The sequence below is a fragment of the Streptomyces sp. MS06 genome (assembly GCF_047200655.1).
GTDB lineage: Bacteria > Actinomycetota > Actinomycetes > Streptomycetales > Streptomycetaceae > Streptomyces.
In genome coordinates, this window is record NZ_JBJZOJ010000047.1 from 1 (window position 1) to 16,899 (window position 16,899).

Annotated in this window: 14 protein-coding genes; 9 read left to right on the forward strand and 5 right to left on the reverse strand. The window is 72.9% G+C overall.

The genetic code is table 11. The annotated features are described in order from the left end of the window. The first annotated feature begins 44 nt into the window (after positions 1 to 44). The gene (locus ACL02U_RS23250; protein ID WP_412792839.1) at positions 45 to 1,232 is read left to right on the forward strand and encodes an amidase; all 1,188 of its coding nucleotides are present in this window, start codon (positions 45 to 47) and stop codon (positions 1,230 to 1,232) included. Positions 1,233 to 1,482: 250 nt separating this feature from the next. Here ACL02U_RS23250 and ACL02U_RS23255 read toward each other — a convergent pair whose 3' ends face one another. After that, complete coding sequence (locus ACL02U_RS23255) at positions 1,483 to 2,169, reverse strand: DNA polymerase beta superfamily protein (protein WP_412792840.1); 687 nt, start codon at positions 2,167 to 2,169, stop codon at positions 1,483 to 1,485. Between the two features lie 341 nt (positions 2,170 to 2,510). On the opposite strand from ACL02U_RS23255, the gene ACL02U_RS23260 reads away from it, so the two are divergent. The 6 genes from ACL02U_RS23260 (at position 2,511) to ACL02U_RS23285 (ending at position 8,655) form a co-directional block, all read left to right on the forward strand. Continuing rightward, a complete protein-coding gene (locus ACL02U_RS23260) occupies positions 2,511 to 3,584 on the forward strand; it encodes a phytanoyl-CoA dioxygenase family protein (RefSeq protein WP_412792841.1) in 1,074 nt (357 codons plus the stop codon). Then, a complete protein-coding gene (locus ACL02U_RS23265; RefSeq protein ID WP_412792842.1) occupies positions 3,566 to 4,861 on the forward strand; it encodes a DUF6271 family protein in 1,296 nt (431 codons plus the stop codon). Before ACL02U_RS23260 ends, ACL02U_RS23265 begins: the two co-directional genes overlap by 19 nt. Beyond that, the gene (locus ACL02U_RS23270; protein ID WP_412792843.1) at positions 4,858 to 6,024 is read left to right on the forward strand and encodes a type III PLP-dependent enzyme; all 1,167 of its coding nucleotides are present in this window, start codon (positions 4,858 to 4,860) and stop codon (positions 6,022 to 6,024) included. The genes ACL02U_RS23265 and ACL02U_RS23270 overlap by 4 nt, the downstream gene beginning before the upstream one ends. 3 nt (positions 6,025 to 6,027) lie before the next feature. Beyond that, positions 6,028 to 6,540, forward strand: coding sequence for a GNAT family N-acetyltransferase (locus ACL02U_RS23275; RefSeq protein WP_412792844.1), 513 nt, complete (start codon positions 6,028 to 6,030; stop codon positions 6,538 to 6,540). Then, positions 6,540 to 7,712, forward strand: a complete 1,173-nt coding sequence (locus tag ACL02U_RS23280) for an MFS transporter (protein WP_412792884.1) — start codon at positions 6,540 to 6,542, stop codon at positions 7,710 to 7,712. Before ACL02U_RS23275 ends, ACL02U_RS23280 begins: the two co-directional genes overlap by 1 nt. 178 nt (positions 7,713 to 7,890) lie before the next feature. Beyond that, positions 7,891 to 8,655: a methyltransferase domain-containing protein gene (locus ACL02U_RS23285; protein ID WP_412792845.1), complete on the forward strand. Its 765-nt coding sequence runs from the start codon at positions 7,891 to 7,893 to the stop codon at positions 8,653 to 8,655. A gap of 288 nt (positions 8,656 to 8,943) precedes the next feature. Here ACL02U_RS23285 and ACL02U_RS23290 read toward each other — a convergent pair whose 3' ends face one another. From ACL02U_RS23290 to ACL02U_RS23305, 4 genes are all read right to left on the reverse strand, one after another. Further along, complete coding sequence (locus ACL02U_RS23290; RefSeq protein WP_412792846.1) at positions 8,944 to 10,434, reverse strand: glycoside hydrolase family 3 protein; 1,491 nt, start codon at positions 10,432 to 10,434, stop codon at positions 8,944 to 8,946. Between the two features lie 7 nt (positions 10,435 to 10,441). Further along, positions 10,442 to 11,272, reverse strand: coding sequence for a carbohydrate ABC transporter permease (locus ACL02U_RS23295; RefSeq protein WP_412792847.1), 831 nt, complete (start codon positions 11,270 to 11,272; stop codon positions 10,442 to 10,444). Then, complete coding sequence (locus ACL02U_RS23300) at positions 11,269 to 12,267, reverse strand: carbohydrate ABC transporter permease (RefSeq protein ID WP_412792848.1); 999 nt, start codon at positions 12,265 to 12,267, stop codon at positions 11,269 to 11,271. Before ACL02U_RS23300 ends, ACL02U_RS23295 begins: the two co-directional genes overlap by 4 nt. Positions 12,268 to 12,376: 109 nt before the next feature. Further along, positions 12,377 to 13,660, reverse strand: a complete 1,284-nt coding sequence (locus ACL02U_RS23305) for an extracellular solute-binding protein (RefSeq protein ID WP_412792849.1) — start codon at positions 13,658 to 13,660, stop codon at positions 12,377 to 12,379. A 294-nt stretch (positions 13,661 to 13,954) separates the two neighbouring features. Here ACL02U_RS23305 and ACL02U_RS23310 point away from each other — a divergent pair, with 294 nt between their 5' ends. Both ACL02U_RS23310 and ACL02U_RS23315 read left to right on the forward strand, forming a co-directional pair. Further along, entirely contained in the window at positions 13,955 to 14,716 is a 762-nt protein-coding gene (locus tag ACL02U_RS23310) for a GntR family transcriptional regulator (RefSeq protein ID WP_412792850.1), read from the forward strand. Positions 14,717 to 15,074: 358 nt separating this feature from the next. Further along, positions 15,075 to 16,892, forward strand: coding sequence for an MFS transporter (locus tag ACL02U_RS23315; protein WP_412792851.1), 1,818 nt, complete (start codon positions 15,075 to 15,077; stop codon positions 16,890 to 16,892). Positions 16,893 to 16,899 lie beyond the last annotated feature (7 nt).

Here is a 16,899-nt window from a genome sequence, read left to right on the forward strand (position 1 = left end):
CGCAGCCACCGGATCAGCGGCTCGGCGCGCGAGGGGGAGGACCGGTGATCAGTCCCATCGAGTACGCCGCCCTGTCCGCCCTGGACATCGCCGGCCTGGTGCGGCGCGGGCAGGAGACGGCCGTCGATGTCGCCATGGCCGCTCTGGCCCGAATCGACGCCCTCGACCCGGAGTTGCGCGCGTTCACCGAGGTGTGGGCGGAGCAGGCGCTGCCGCGCGCCGCCGACGTCGACGCACGGCTCGGCCGTGGAGCGCGCCTGCCGCTGGCGGGTGTGCCGATCGGTGTGAAGGCCGGCGAAGGCCCCGGCTCCTACCAGAACACCCGGCTGGCGGCGGCCGGTTGCGTGCCGCTGGGCGCCACCTCGGTGCCCCGCCCCGGCCCGGGCTGGCAGACCTACGGGGTGACATCCCGGGGCCGCACCCTCAACCCGCTCGACCCGGCCTGGTCGCCCGGCGGCTCCTCCGCGGGCTCGGCGGCCGCGGTCGCCGCCGGCCTGGTTCCCCTGTCGAGTGGATCCGACGGTGCCGGATCGGTGCGCATCCCCGCGGCCTGGTGCGGCGTCGTCGGCTTCAAGCCCACGAACGGCCGGCTCCCCGCCCGCGACCGCGCGGGCCTGAACTCGCCCGGCGTCCTGGTCCGCGACCCGTCGGACGCGGCCGCCTATCTCGCAGCGGTAGACACGTCCCCGGCTGCCGCGCCGCACGACACGTATCCCCTGACGGCGGTCTGGTCGCCCACCCTGGGATACGCCGACACCGACGCCTCCGTCGCCGCCACCGCTCGTCGGACCGCGGAACGGCTCGCCGCCGCCGGACTCGTCACCCTGGACGAACGCGCCGACCTCACACTCCACGACCCGGCCCCCGCCTGGACTGCCCTGCGCACAGCGGCCCGGTCCCCGTCCTCCCGCCCCGGCAGCGACATCGCACGCCTCAACCAAGCGCGCCTAAACGCATGCTTCCGGCACGCCGAACTCATCCTGACCCCGACCACTCCCCACCCGCCCCACGGTCACGACGGACCGGGACGGCGCATGAGCGTCGCTCTGACCTGGGCGTTCAACCTCAGTGGGCATCCAGCGCTGAGCCTGCCGGCAGGGGTGACGGCGCAGGGGGCACCCGTCGGACTCCAACTCGTCGCCCGCCCCCACCAGGACCACCGGCTCCTCGCCCTCGCCGCCAGGGCGACCCGCATCCCGGGCGCGCGGGAGAGTCAGCCCCCTGAACCGTGACCGGTCGGCGGCACGCCCCGCCACCGTGCCCACCGGCGCCGACACACGCGATGCCCTCGGAGGCCGGGAGGTTCTCGTGGGCCGCCGGATGCGACGGCACGGCCATGCTCGAGGAGTCGTCGCGCTGGTATCGGGGCCGCCTGGTCCTGACCGCGGCGGCAGGCGTGGGTGAGTGTTGCCCGGCAGCGCGGGTGGCAGCAGCTCGGGCCGCGCGGCTGCGCGCACCGGCGCCCGGACGGGTCCCGGCCGCTCAGCCGGTGTAGAAGCGGCGGCGGACCCGCCGCAGCCATGCCTCGGCGGCCGACTCGTCGGGACGGTCCGGCAGCGCGCTCGGCGTGCCGGCGAAGGCGTCCTCGAAGCGGCGCAGCAGCGGCTCGGCGGACCGGGGGTCGGCGGCGGCCTGCTCGCCGAAGCGGTGGTAGGCGCCGGGGTCGTCGACCCGGAGGGTGAGCCGGCCGGTGGCGTACAGCTCGAGGCCCTGGGTGCACAGCCGTTTGAGGTGGCGGGCGTGTTTGGCGGTGCGGTGGCGGACGCCGGAGGAGAACGTGCCGTCGTCGCGGCCGAGCAGCTTGCGGAACTGCTGGGTGGCGTAGCCCAGGTAGGCGTTGCGGACGCGGGGCGCGGAGAGGAAGGACCGGCGGATGCCGATGAGTTCGTCACCGAGGGGGGTGCGGACCTCGTACAGCTCCTCGGGGAGCCAGACGAGTTCGGTCACGGTGGGGTTGCCCTGCAGTGCCAGCCGGCACCACTTGGCGGCCTCGTGCAGGGTGCGGTCCGGGGCGGTGCTGACGTGGGACTCCTGGGGCCGGTGCAGTCCGTGGAGTTCCTCGGTGGGCGAGGCGAACAGGCCGAGCCGGTCGATGTCCGAGTCGGCGTGGGCGAGGCCGTAGGCGGTCGAGCCGACCACGCCCGAGAGCAGGATGTTGGTCGCGGTCACAGGTCCCCCCGAGGTGGTGCGGCCGCCCCCGGGCGGGGGTGGGAGGGTCCATGATGGCGGTCCGCGCCGTCGTACACCCGGGATTTTTCGGCGGGCGGCAGTCCGGGCTTCGCCCGCGGCTCACGCTTCGTCAACTCACTTGTCACGGTGAGCGCTTCCTCGTCCTCCTCATCACCGGACTCGCCGGTTCACGCTTGACACACCAATTGGTATAGGCCAATACTCTCATTGGCCTATACCACAGCGGATTCCGAACACGTGCCCTGACCACGCACGACGCGGCGCGCGGCCCCGGCATCGCCCCACCGGCGCACCCCGTCTTCGATCCCCGGAGTGAAAGCATGCCGACCCCCCATCCCTCGCCGTACCTCCACCGAGCACCCTCCGAACGCCCCTACTTCAGCGCCGACGGCGAGTCGTACCTCGCCCCGACACCCCTGCGCGACCTGACGAAGTCGCGGCCGCTGCGCGTGCTGTCCGAGGAGGACTTCGCCTCCTGGCAGACGTACGGCTACGTCGTGGTGCCGGAGGCGATACCCCGGAGTGCGGCGCGGCGGCTGCTGGAGTTCACCTGGGACTTCCAGGGCCTCGACCCGGACCGTCCCGAAACCTGGTACGGAGAGCGGGAGTTCCGCTCCGACCTGGAACGCGACCTGCACGTGTACGGGTTCGTGGAGGCCTACCACCACCAGCTCCTGTGGGACAGCCGGCAGGCGCAGCGGGTCTACGACGCCTTCGTCGACGTGTGGGACTGCGAGGAGCTGTGGGTCACCCTGGACCGGCTCAACCTCAACCCGCCCAACGTCCGGGACCGCGACCGCGCCCTCGTCGCACCCACCGACGAGGGCTTCGACATCGAGCTGCACTGGGACGTGGACAGCACCCTCACCGTGCCTCCGCAGCGGGTGCAGGGCATCATCGCGCTCAACGACACCGCACCCGACACCGGCGGGTTCCAGTGCTGCCCCGAACTCTTCCGCGACTTCGACGCGTGGCGGGTCGCCCAGCCCGCCGGCCGGGACCCGGTGCGCCCCGCCGTCGACCGGTCCGAGTACCCCGTGGTGCGCCCCCGGCTCCGGGCGGGCGACCTGCTGATCTTCAACGGGCTGCTGGCGCACGGCGTGGCCCGCAACACCTCGCACGGCGCGGTGCGCGCGGTGCAGTACCTCGCCATGATGCCCGCGCTGGAGGGCCACGACGGGCTGCGGCGGTCCCGGATCGACTCCTGGCGCCACCTCACCACCCCGGACTGGAACCCGACCCTGGTCGGCGACGCCCGCCGGCCCGAATCCCTCAGATACGGACCGGCCGAGCTGACCCCGCTCGGCGAGCGGCTGCTGGGACTGGCGTCCTGGCGCACGGACAGGACCGCCGAACCGACCCGTGAGGACCTGGCATGCGCTCCGTCTGCCTGACCCTGCCCACGAACCGGGAGTGCGCCGCCACCGTCTCCGCGATCGGCGCGGAGGCCGACCACGCGGCCCGGCACTTCGGCGTGCAGGTGCACCTGCTGATCCTGGACTCGGCCGACCCGCGCGCCCGGGCAGCGCACGCCGAGGTGCTCGCCGCCGAGCGCCGCGCGCCCGGGGTGCAGGTGCACCACCTGGACGAGACCGCGCAACGCGCCTTCCTGCGCCGGGTGATCGAGCGGTCCGGCGCCGTCGAACCGGAGCTGCTGCTCGACCTGATGCTGCCGTCCGGCGTCTCCTACGGCGCCTGCACCAACCGCGCCTTCCTGTACGCCGCCGCGCTGGGCTGCGACTCGGTGCACCGCAGGGACTCCGACAGCCGCTACCAGGTGCGCGACGGCCGGCCGGTGTTCCCGGTCCACCAGGAACTGGCGGCCCTCGGTCGACGGGCGCGGGACGCGGCGGGCGACGTGTCCCGCACGGTGCTCGACGCGTCCCGGGCCGAGCGGCGGGTGGTGCTGGCGGGCGGGTCGTTCGTCGGCGAACTGTCCGTGGACATCGGTGGGATCCAGCGACTCGACCCGGACGTCTACCACGACGTGGTCAGCCTGTGGGCGCCGCTGGACTGGCCGGAGGAACTCAAACGGGACCTGGTCGCGGAGTCCTTCCGCGGGGCCGGGAACGAGCCGTTCACCGGCGACCTCACCACGCTGGGCCCGGTCGACCCGATGCGGGTGGACATGTGCAACATCAGCCTGCACCGGGAGGTGTACGAGCGGGTGCCGCTGCCGCCGGCCACGGACACCATCGGCAGCGACTACTTCCTGCTGCACCTGGTGCACGACGCCGGACTGCCGGGACTGCTGCACAACCGCCACATCGTCAACTACTACACGCCCGAGCGGCGGACGGACTCCGGGTTCACCGCCTACCAGACCCGGCTCACCAAGTTCTTCCTGTCGATGCTGTACCTGAACGCCGTCTACGACCGGATGGCGGAGGCGGGGGCCGCGCTGCTGGACGGGGCGCAGCAGGTCAGACCGGCGGAGGTCGCCCGGCTGGTCCGGGACAGCACGCGCCTGGACCGGGCCGAGAACGAGCGGCGGCTGGACCTGCTGACGGGCTGCTACCGCAGGCTGGGCGGCCGGTACGGGCGGTTCACCGAGCTGCTCGCGGAACGCCGGGGACGCCTGCTGGACGAGGCGCAGCGGGACATGGAGGACTTCGCCCTGCTGATCGAGGACTGGGACGCGCTGACCCGGGCGAGCCGGGGCGCCGCATGAGCGCGGCGCTGCGGCGGGCGCTGGCGGCCGCCGACGACGACCGGATCATCTACGACCTCGCCGGCATCCGGCGGCAGTACACCGCGCTGCGACGCGAACTGCCCTCCGTGGCGGTGCGGTTCGCGGTGAAGGCCTGCCCGGAGGAGGGGGTGCTCCGTTCCCTGGCGACCGCCGGCGCGGGGTTCGACGCGGCGAGCCCCCGGGAGATCGCACTGGCCCTGCGGACCGGAGTGCCGATGGAGCGGATCCACTACGGCAACACCGTGAAGTCCGACCGGAACATCGCGGAGGCCTTCCGGCTAGGCGTCCGGCACTTCGCCACCGACAGCGTGCAGGACGTCGCCGCCGTCGCCGCCCACGCGCCCGGTTCGCGGGTGTTCTGCCGGGTGGCCACGGACGGGGTGGGCGCGCTGTGGGGGCTCAGCCGCAAGTTCGGCTGCTCCGCCTCGGACGCGGTACGGGTGCTGGACTCGGCGAGGACGCTGGGGCTGGTTCCCTCGGGGCTGTCCGTGCACGTCGGGTCGCAGCAGATGACCTCGGAGGCCTGGCACGGCGCCTTCGACTCCCTCGCCGACGTGATCGAGGCGCTGGGGCACCGCGGCATCCGCGTCGACCACGTCAACCTGGGCGGCGGTCTGCCCGCGCTGGGCTGCCTCGACGCCCGGGGCCGGCCGCTCGACCCTCCGCTGGACAAGATCTTCGCCGCGATCCGGGAGGGGACGGAGCGCCTGGCGGAGGTCGCCGGGCACGCACCGGCCTTCCTCATGGAGCCGGGCCGGCACCTGGTGGCCGACCACGGCGCGGTGCGCGCCCACGTGTCGCGGCTGACCCTGCGCCGCCAGCCGGACGGCGTGCGGGAGCACTGGCTGTACCTGAGCTGCGGGAAGTTCAACGGCCTGTACGAGATGGACGACATGCGCTACCGGCTGGAGTTCCCCGCCGCCGGCCCGGGCGCCGAGCTGGTCCCCGCGGTCGTGGCCGGCCCCACCTGCGACGGCGACGACGCCTACGCCCACCACCGGCACCCGGTGCGGGTGCCCCGCACGGCGGCGTCCGGCGACCCGGTGTGGGTGCTGTCCTGCGGCGCCTACGCCCTGAGCTACATGACGCAGGGCTTCAACGGGTTCAGCCCGCTGCCCGTCGCACTCGTCGGAGGGGACTGACCCGTGGACGGCACCGTACGGGTACGGCACCTCGCCGAGGAGGACTGGCCGTCCGTCACCGCGCTGGAGGCGCGCGCCTACGCGGGCAGCGGGCTGTCCGAGGGCCCGGACGCGCTGCGGTCCCGGGCCGCCGCCTCACCGGAGACCTGCTTCGTACTGGACCGCGACCGGCAGGTCGCCGGGTATCTGCTGGCGCTTCCCTACCCTCCCTCGCGCTACCCGGACCCGGAACGCCCCGAGGAGCGGGGGTTCCGCTCCCGCAACCTGCATCTGCACGACGTGGTCGTCGCCGAGCGGCACCGCGGGCAGGGACTCGCCGGCAGGCTGCTGGCCCGGCTGACGCGGACGGCCGCGGCACGCGGCTACGAGCGGATCTCCCTGGTCGCCGTCGGCCGCAGTGCCGCGTTCTGGTCCGCCCGCGGGTTCTCCGCGCACCCGGAGGTCGAGGTCTGTCCCGGCTACGGAGACCACGCCCAGTACATGTCCCAGGCGACACCGACCCCAGGAGTGCCTTGATTCCCGCGACGCCCGTCCGCGACGACTTCCGCCGTGCCCAGCTCGCGGTCGCCGCCCTGTTCTGCTTCCTGGGCTTCCAGTACGCCACCTGGGCGGCGCGGCTTCCGACGCTGCGGACCGGGCTGGGACTGTCCGAGGCGGACGTGGGCCTGCTGCTGACGGCCTGCGGCGCGGGGGCCGCCGTCTCCTTCCCCCTCGTCAGTGCCCTGATGAGACGGCTCGGCTCACGCCGGCTGTCCCTGCTGTCGGCGCTCTGCCTGGCCGTCCTGCTGCTCGCCCTCGGCGCGGCCCCCGACTACCCGGTGGCGCTGCTGGTCGCCTGCTGCGACGGGGTCGCCGTGGGGTGCCTCAACGTCGCGATGAACGCGCAGGGCGCCGCGCTGGAGGAGGTGTACGGGCGCACCACCATGGCCCGGCTGCACGCCACGTTCAGTGCCGGCTCGCTCGCCGCCGCACTGCTGGCGTCCGGGGTGAACTCGTTCACGACGGCGCTCTCCGCGCACTTCGGGATCGCCGCCGCGGTGCTGTTGCTGCTGGTCGGCCTCGCCCGCGGAGGGCTGCTGACGGAGGATCAGCGGCCGGTCGAGCAGCCCGCCGACCGGCGCCGCCGCCTCGTACGGCCGTCCGCCCTGACGCTGTGGATGGGGGCGGCCATGGTGTTCGGCACCGTCACCGAGGGCGCCATGAACGACTGGTCCGCGCTCTACCTGCGGGACGTCGCCGAGGCGACGGCGAAGGTGGCGCCGCTGGGCATCGCGGTGGTGTCCGTGATGATGGTGCTGGCCCGGCTGGTCGCGGACGGCGTGCGCAGCCGGTGGGGCGACGGCCGGGTCGTGCGGGCGGGCAGCGCGCTCGCCGCCGCGGGCCTGGCGCTGGGCCTGCTGGCCGGCGGGGTGGTGCCGGCGCTGGTCGGCTTCGCCTGCGTGGGGCTGGGCATCGCCGCGGTGACGCCGTGCGTGTACGTCGCCGCGGCGCGGCAGGGCGCCGAGGCGCTGGCGCTCGTCGCGGCGATGGGCACGACGGGGCTGCTCGCGGGCCCGGCGGTGATCGGTTTCGTCGCCGGCGGCAGCAGCCTGGCGTGGGGCATGGGGGTGGTGGCCGCCTCGGCGGGCCTGGTCTCCCTCTGCGCTCAGCGGATCCGCTGGGCGCCCGTCGCCGAAGGCGAGGCCTGAGGCGCGCTGCCCCGCCACGGCGGGGCGGCGGGGCAGCGGGGCGGCGGCCGAACGGGTGGCGTGCCCCTCACGAGGCAGCGGTTCAACCGCTTCCGTACGCCGTTCCGGTCAGCGCCGGCCGGCGGCCGCAGCGGAAATCCGCGCGCGTACGGGTGGACCGGGGCGCGATGATGTGGGGATGCCACGTCCTTTCGAAGAGCTTGTCGCCGAAGCCGAGTCGGTCTCCGTGGAGGGTTGGGACTTCTCCTGGCTGGACGGCCGGGCGACCGAGGAACGCCCGTCGTGGGGCTATCAGCGGGCGATGGGGCGGCGGCTGGCCGCGGTGTCGGCGGCGCTCGACGTCCAGACCGGTGGCGGTGAGGTCCTCGCCGGGGCGGAGAAGCTGCCCACCGTGATGGCCGCGACGGAGTCCTGGCCGCCGAACGTGGACAGGGCGACCAGGCTGCTGCACCCGCGCGGGGTGGTGGTCGTCGCCACCCCGGACGAGCCGCCGCTGCCGTTCGCCGACGAGGCGTTCGAGCTGGTGACCAGCCGGCATCCCGCGACGGTGTGGTGGCCGGAGATCGCGCGCGTGCTGCGGCCGGGTGGGACGTACTTCGCCCAGCACGTCGGGCACTCCAGCGTGTGGGAGCTGGTGGAGTACTTCCTGGGGCCGCAGCCCGAGGCGAGCCGGACTCGGCACCCCGACGACGAGAGCGCGGCGGCGAAGGCCGCCGGCCTGGAGATCGTCGGCGTGCGCGCGGAACGGCTGAGGATGGAGTTCTTCGACGTCGGCGCCGTGATCTACTTCCTGCGCAAGGTGATCTGGACGGTGCCCGGCTTCACCGTCGAGCGGTACCGCGGCCGCCTGCGCGAGCTGCACGAGAAGATCGAGGCCGAGGGCCCCTTCCTCGCCCACTCCTCCAGGACCCTCGTCGAGGCGCGCAAGCCCGAGCGCGCGTAGGAGCTCGCGGCGGCAGGCGCGCCCTCGGAGGCACACGCGCCCTCTCGGAGGCGGGCCGGCCCTCGTGGACGGCGGTTCGGCCGGTCGTCCCGGCGGTGAGGGGTCCGTGCCCGGCAGCCCAGGCCGTCCGTGCGCGGCGGATCGGGCCACGGACGGTGGTGAGGGTGCGTGCCCGGCGGATCGGGCCGCGGACGGTGGTGATCGTGTCGGCGAGGGTCGTCCGCCGGTACCTCCGCCGGTGCCCTGGGTACCGGCGGAGGGCCGCTCGTCGTCCGCCGCGCGGGGGTGTCAGCCCGCGGCGATGTGCTCCGCCGCCGCGAGCGCGCACACCCGGGCGGCGCCGTGGGTGGCGAGGTACGCGGCGCCGCGCGGTGCGGACTGCGGGACGCCCATCTCGACCACGACGGTGTCGGGCCGGGCCGCGAGCAGCGTGTCCAGGGCGCGGCGCATCCACGGGTGGCGGTGCTCGTCGCGGACGACCGCGACGATGCGGCGGCCGTCCGCGGCGGCCAGGGCCTCGCGGCCGGCTCCGTCGCCGGTGAAGGAGCCGGTGCGGGTGCCGGGCAGCAGCCGCTCCAGTTCGGCGCCGACACCCCACGGGGTCTCGTCGCCGACGGCGATGTTGGCGACGGGGCTGAAGGTCGCGACGTACACCGGCCCGGAGACCGGCGGCGCGTCCTGCGGGCGGGTGACGGTCAGCGCGCGGCGCGCCGCGACCAGCCCGATCTCCGGCTCCGGTGTGATCCGCGCCCGGTCGCCGCCGCGCGCCTCGGCGGCCCAGCGGGCCAGCCCGCGGACCCGGGCGGCGGCGTCCGCGAGGCGTTCCTCGGGGAGTTCGCCGGAGCGGACTGCGGCGACGAGCGCGTCGCGCAGCTTCAGCACGGTGCCCTCGTCGCACAGGCCGCCGCCGACGCAGATCGCGTCGGCTCCGGCGGCGATCGCGAGGACGACGCCGTTCTCCAGTCCGTAGGTGTCGGAGATGGCCCGCATCTCCATGCCGTCGGTGACGATGACCCCGTCGTAGCCCATTTCGCCGCGCAGCAGTTCGGTCAGGACGCGGTGGGACAGGGTGCCGGGGCGGTGCTGGTCCAGGGCGGGCACCAGGATGTGCGCGCTCATCACGGCGCGGGTGCCGGCCTCGATGGCGGCGCGGAAGGGCACCAGTTCCCGGGCGTGCAGCGTGTCGGCGTCGACGTCGATGCGCGGTACGGCGTGGTGCGAGTCGACGTTGGTGTCGCCGTGCCCGGGGAAGTGCTTGGTGCAGGCTGCGACGCCGGTGGACTGCAGGCCCTGGACGTAGGCGGCGGTGTGCCGGGCGACCAGCCGGGTGTCGGCGCCGAACGAGCGCACGCCGATGACCGGGTTGTCCGGGTCGGCGTTGACGTCGGCGGAGGGCGCCCAGTTGAAGTTGACGCCGCAGTCGGCGAGGCGGCGGCCGAGCTCGCGGGCGACGGACCGGGTGAGGGCCGGGTCGTCGACGGCGCCGAGGGCGTGGTTGCCGGGGAAGGAGGAGCCGGTGCGCACCTCCAGCCGGGTGACGTCGCCGCTCTCCTCGTCGATGGCGACCAGCAGGTCGTCCCGCTCCCCGCGCAGTTCGGCGGTGAGGGCGGCGACCTGCTCGGGAGAGGTCACGTTCCGGCCGAAGAGGGCGACGGAGGCGAGGCCCTCGCCGAGCCTCCGGCGCACCCAGTCGGGTGCGGTGGTGCCGGCGAAGCCGGGCTGGAGGACGGCGAGCGCGTCGCGGGTGAGGATGTCGTCGCCGGTGGTGAGTGTGGTCATCGGGCGGTCATCCCTTCACGGCGCCTTCGGTGAGTCCGCTGACGGCCTTGCGTTGCAGGAAGATGAAGAGGATCAGGATGGGCAGCGCGAACAGCGAGGAGGCCGCCATGGTGGCGCCCCAGTCGTCGCCGAAGGCGGTGCGGAACTGGGAGATCCACAGCGGCAGCGTCTGCTTCTCGACGTCCTTGTTGAGGATGAGGACCAGCGGGTACTCGTTCCAGGCGGTGATGAACCCGAACAGCGAGGTGGCCATCACACCGGGCGCCAGCAGCGGGAAGATCACCCGGATGAACGCCTGCGTCCGGGTGCACCCGTCGACCATGGCGGACTCCTCCAGCTCCTTCGGCACCGCGGCGACGTAGCCGCGGAGCGTCAGGATGGTCAGGGGCAGCACCATCATCGTGTAGAAGACGGTGAGCGGGACCAGGCTGTTGAGCATCTCGCTGTCGCGGACCAGCATGTAGATCGCGATGATCATGACTTCCCAGGGCGCCATCTGCGCCAGCATGAAGACCACGATGATGCCGCGCCGGCCCTTGAACCGCATCCGGGACAGGGCGAAGGCCGCGAGCAGGGCGATGACCATGGAGAAGACCACGGAGAGCGCGGTGACCGTGACGGAGTTGCGGACCAGGGTCCAGAAGTGGTCGGCGTTCACCGCCTTGCTGAAGTGCTCGAAGGTGAAGTCGGTGGGGAACCAGACCGGGTTCTCGGCGATGATGTCGCCGGTCGGCTTGAAGGCCGTGGCGAACATCCAGTAGACGGGGAAGGCGAAGGCCACGCACAGGACGACGGCCGTCGCGTTGGGCCAGAAGCGGCCGAAGATCGAGCGCTTCACAGCTCGTCCTCCTCTTGCTTGAGCACCGTGCGCAGGTAGTACGAGGTGATGACGAGCAGGACCAGGATGGTCAGGAAGGAGATCGCCGCGCCGACCCCGAAGTGCTGGTTGCCGACGCCCTCGACGAAGGCGTAGATCGGCAGTGTCTCGGTGAGCCGGTCCGGGCCGCCCTGGTTGATCGCGAAGAACTGCGGGAACGCCTTGAAGATCCAGATGACCTCGAGGAAGGTCGTGGCGTAGAGGAAGGGCCGCAGGAAGGGGAAGGTGACGGAGGTGAAGTTCTGCCACGCGCCGGCGCCGTCCAGGGACGCGGCCTCGTAGAGCTCCCTGGGGATGGTCGTGGTGGCGGCGTAGAGGTTGATCGCCACGAAGGGGACGGACTGCCAGACGAGCAGCAGCGTGATGACGGCGAAGGTGGAGAACTGGGTGCCGAGCCAGTTGTGGTGGGCCATCGAGTGCCAGCCGAGGTCGTCCAGGACCGCGTTGACGACACCGAAGCGCTGCGCGAACAGCCACTGGTAGACGGTGGTGGCCGCGATGATGGGCATGGCCCAGGCGAGGACCAGGGCCAGCATCAGCACCAGCCGCATCTTCCTGCCCAGGCGGGCGAGCAGCAGGCCGCACAGGGTGCCGAACACCATGATGAGCACCACGTTGACCGTGGTGACGATGATGGAGCGCTCGACGACGTGCCAGAAGCCGGAGGACGACACGACCTGCTGGTAGTTGTCGAAACCGTTCCACTCGGTGAGGTGCTGGATGAGCTGCCGGGGGTTGAGGTTCTGGAACGACAGCATGCCGTTCTTCACCAGCGGCCAGCCGAGCAGGACCGCGGTGGCCAGCAGCGCGGGCAGCAGGAGCAGATAGGGGGCGGCGGCACGGCGGGCGCCGGATCCGCCCGGCCCGCGTGCGTCACCACGCGAAGGGGCCGGTGTTCCGGCCGTGTGGACAGCGGGCTCCCCGGCCGTGTCCGTGCCTTCGGTCTGCACTGACATGAGTTGCCATTTCTTCCGTGGCCGTACGAATACTTCGGTGGCCGTCGGCTGTGCGAACGACACCAGCGGGCCGGGGGCGACCGCGCTGCGGCGCCCCCGGCACGGTCCGTCAGTTCTGCTGGGCCAGGCGCTTGTTGATCTCACCCTCGACCTGCTTGGCGGCCTCCGCGGGCGTCTTGCCCTTGAGGACGGCCGTCATGTAGGCCTTGATCGGGTTCGGGTCGTTCTCGACCGCGGCCCATTCGGGGATCAGCGGGGTGGTGCCGCCGACCGCGGCGCCCGGGGCGGCGGCCTCGGCCACCACGTTGCCCTGCAGGTTGCTCTCCAGGGACTTCTTGTTCGGGATGACGCCGTTGAGCTTGGCCAGCTCGCCCTCGAACTTGTCGGACAGGGCCAGCTTCAGGAACTCCTTGGCGAGCTCCTTGTGCTTGCTGCCCTGGGCGACGGCGAGGTTGGAGCCGCCGAGGAAGACGCCCTCGGGCTTGTCGGCCGTCTCACCGGGGATGGTGAAGTAGCCGAGGTCCTTCTCGATGGCCGCGTTGGCCTTGATCGCCGTACCGGCCTCCCAGCCCATGCCGATGAAGGCGCCGGTCTTGCCCTTGGCGAACACCTCGGCCTGCTGCGGGTTGGCCTCGTCCTTGTCCTTCGGGGCCTGGGAGTAGGAGGCGTACTTCTTGTAGATCTCCATGGCCTTGGCGACCTTGGGGTCGTCCAGGTTGGAGACGTACTTGTCGCCTTCCTTCTTCACCAGGTCGGCACCCTGACCGATGGTCAGGCCGTCGAAGAAGTACCAGTTCTGACCGGGCATGTAGATCGGCTCGGCGTCGGTCTTCTTGCCGATGGCGTCGAGGTCCTTGAAGAACTCGTCCCGGGTCTTCGGGGTGTCCTTGATGCCGGCCTGGGCCCAGATCTTCTTGTTGTAGATGACGACGCGGTTGGCGAAGTACCACGGGGCCGCGTACTGCTTGCCGTCGTAGACCGAGGACTGGGAGACCGACGGGGTCCAGTCGGTGCCGACCGCCTGCTTGACGTCACTCAGGTCGGCGAGGCCGCCGGTGGCCGCGTACGCCGGGGTCTGGGTGTTGCCGACCTCCAGGACGTCCGGCGGGTTGGACTCCGAGAGGGACGTGGTGATCTTCTGCTGGATGCCGTCCCACTGCTGTTCCTCGAACTTCAGCTTGGCGCCGGTCTTCTGCTCGAAGGCGGCCTGAAGGTCCTTGGTCCACTGCTCGGGGGCGGAGCCGGTCATCACCCAGACCCGCAGCGTCTGACCCTTGAAGCTGTCCGGCCCGGCACCCTTGCTGGTGCTGTCCTTGCCGTCGTCGCTGCCGCATGCCGCCACGGACACCATCAGGCTCGCGATTCCGATCGCGGTTATGAGCTTGCGCTTCACGCCACCCTCCTCAGGGATGCCACGGACCCACGCCGTCGACGGTGGCCTGGTGCCTGTCGCTGCTGTACGTGGGGCTGGGGACCTGGCCACTAGTGGTGTAGACCAGTACGCTGGAGCTTGGCCTAGACCTTTGGGGGTGTCAAGGGTCGCCCGCGGCCCAATCCCGTCCGTTATGAGAAAGTCATCAGTCCGCTCTTCCGGCGACGCCGCCCCGCACGCGCTCCAGTTGGCCTAGACCATAGGGCAGTTGGGGGTTATAACGGGAACCCGCCGACAGAGCCGGGAAGGCAGGCCATGACTACCGACGTCAGCAGCGCCCACGGCACGAGGGTGCTCGGGCGCACTGCGCGAGTGCCGAAGTACTACCGCATCAAGCAGCAGATCCTGGAGATCTCGGCGGCGCTGCGGCCCGGCGCGCCGATGCCGGCGGAACGGCTGCTCGCCACCCGGTTCGACACCTCGCGCACCACGGTCCGGCAGGCCCTGCAGGAACTGGTGGGCGAGGGAAGACTGGACCGCATCCAGGGCAAGGGCACCTTCGTCGCACGGCCGAAGCTGTACCGCAGCCTCCGGCTCACCTCGCACACCGAGGACATGCGGGCCCAGGGACTCGACCCCGCCTCGCAGATGCTCGGCATCGGCCACGTCCCCGCGGACGCGAAACTGGCGGCGCTGCTCGGCGTCGGAGTCGGCGGGAAGGTGCTCCGCATCGAGCGGCTGCGGCTGGCCAGCGGCGAGCCGATGGCCATCGAGACGACCCACCTGTCCGCCCGGCGCTTCCCCGACCTGCGTGGGCAGCTCGACACGTACACCTCGCTGTACGCCGCGCTGACCAGGGTGTACGGCGTCCAGCTCGCCGAGGCCGAGGAGACCATCGAGACCTCGCTGGCGACACCCCGCGAGGCCCAGCTGCTCGCCACGGACGTGGGGCTGCCGATGCTGCTGCTGTCCCGGCACTCACGGGACGCCGAGGGCAGACCCGTCGAGTGGGTCCGCTCGGTGTACCGCGGCTCCCGCTACAAGTTCGTCGCCGCACTGATGCGCCCCCGCGAATGACGCCGCCGGCGGTGTCACCTTCCCCAGGACCTCGGGGTTCCCCCGACGACCCCGCAGGTCCGTGAGCCGGGTCGCCGAGCGGCACCGTCGAGGACGTGTTCGGCGCCGGGTGCCGGAAATCGCGGACCCGCAGGTGCGACACCGCTCCCCCGGGGGCACTCAGACGATGCGCCGCCGCACGGCGCTCCGCCGGTCGGCGCTCGTCCGACCGGCACCCCGGAGGAAGAGGAAGCAGACGTCCATGCCGCGTCCCGACGTCTCCCACCGGCCCCGGACCCCGCGCGCGACCGCGGCCGCGGTCCGGCCCGGCCGCCGCCCCTGACCCGGGGGACCGGCGTGCCGGTCCCCCGCACGGGAGGTGAGCACGCTGAAGCGGGACCACGGCCGCCCGGCGGGGCACCCGCCCGGCGGCGGAGCGCGCAATCCGGTGGCCGGTGCCGCCGCAGCGGTGGCCCGTGCCGCCGAACGCTCCGTCGGCGGCCGAGCCCGGCTCCGCACCCTCACGCTGCTCTCCATGGCCGTGGCGCTGGACGGGGCCGACAAGGCGACGGTGGCGGTGAACGCGGACAGCCTGGAGCAGGTCTTCGGCATCGGCCACACCGGCATCGGCCTGCTGGTTTCCGCGACCTCGGCGGCCGGCGCGGCGGCCACTCTGCCCGCCGGCGTGCTCACCGACCGGTTCGACCGCACCCGTCTGCTCAGCATCAGCATGCTGCTGTGGGGGGCGGCGATGCTGGCCGCCGCCACCGCCGGCTCCTACCCCTTCCTGCTGGCGGCACGAGTCGGCCTCGGCGTCGTCACCGCCACCGCCGGACCGGCGGTGGCCTCCCTCGTCGGCGACTTCTTCCCGGCACGGGAGCGGGCCCGGCTGTACGGCTACATCCTGGCCGGGGAACTCCTCGGTACCGGCCTGGGGTACGTGGTCTCCGCCAACATCGCCGAGCTGCTGTCCTGGCGGGTGTCGTTCGGGTGGCTCATCCTGCCCGGCACCGTACTGGCATGGCTGTTCAGCCGGCTTCCCGAGCCCGCCCGGGGCGGCGGGGACCGGCTGCCGCGCGACGACGACCGCGAGGCACCCGCCGGACACGGCGGGGACGCCCGCGGCGCCGGGCACGACGACGACGGACACGGACACGGCCACGGGCGGGGGCGGAGGCGAGGCTTCGGCGACAGCCGGGGCGGGCGGGGCAGCAGACGGGACCGCGGTCCGGAAGGCCACGACGATCGGAGGGCGGGAGACATCGGAGAGGCCCGGGAAACCCGGGAGGACCGGGAGGACCGGGAGGACCGGGAGGACCTTTCCGCGGCGGGCGGCTCCGCCCAGGCGGTGGTGCGCGCCGCCGGCAGCGCACCGGATCCGGAGCGGGTGCTCCGCGAGGACCCCCGGCGCATGTCGGCCTGGCGGGCCTTCCGCTACGTCCTGGGTATCCGCACGGTTCTCCTGATGATCGTCGCCTCCGCGCTCGGCTACTTCTTCTTCGCGGGCGTCCGCTCCTTCGGCATGCTGTACCTGACCCACCACTACGGCGTGAGCAAGTCGACCGCGAGCGGACTGATCGTCGTGATCGGCGCCGGCATCCTGGCCGGCCTGATGGCGGGGGCACGGCTGCCGGACGCGGTGCTGCGCCGCGGCCACGCCGGCGGGCGGGTCCTCGTCCCGGCGGTGGCGCTGCTGGCCGTGGCGCCGGTCATGGCGCCCGGCATCGTGATGACCTCCGCCCTGGCCGCGCTGCCCTCACTGACCCTCGGCGCGGGTCTGCTGGCGGCGGCCAATCCGCCGCTGGACGCGGCCCGCCTCGACATCGTGCCCCCGGGCCTGTGGGGCAGGTCCGAGGCGGCCCGCACCCTGGTGCGGGCGGGCGCGGAGTCGAGCGCGCCGCTGCTGTTCGGGTACCTGTCCGCCCAGGTGTTCGGCGGGCGCGGCTCCACCGGCGGTCTGGAGGCGGCCTTCCTGCTGTGCCTGCTGCCGCTGACCGCGGCGGGACTGCTGGCCCTGCTCGCGCTGCGCACCTACCCCCGGGACGTGGCGACCGCGCTGGCCTCGGCGCAGGCCGACCGGGACCGGGAGCGGCAGTCGACCCCGGAGCGGGAGGCGAGCCCGGACGGCAACCCGGAGCGGGAGGCGAGCCCGGACAGCGGCCCGGAGCAGACCGGGGACACCCGAATGCCGGAATGACCCCTGA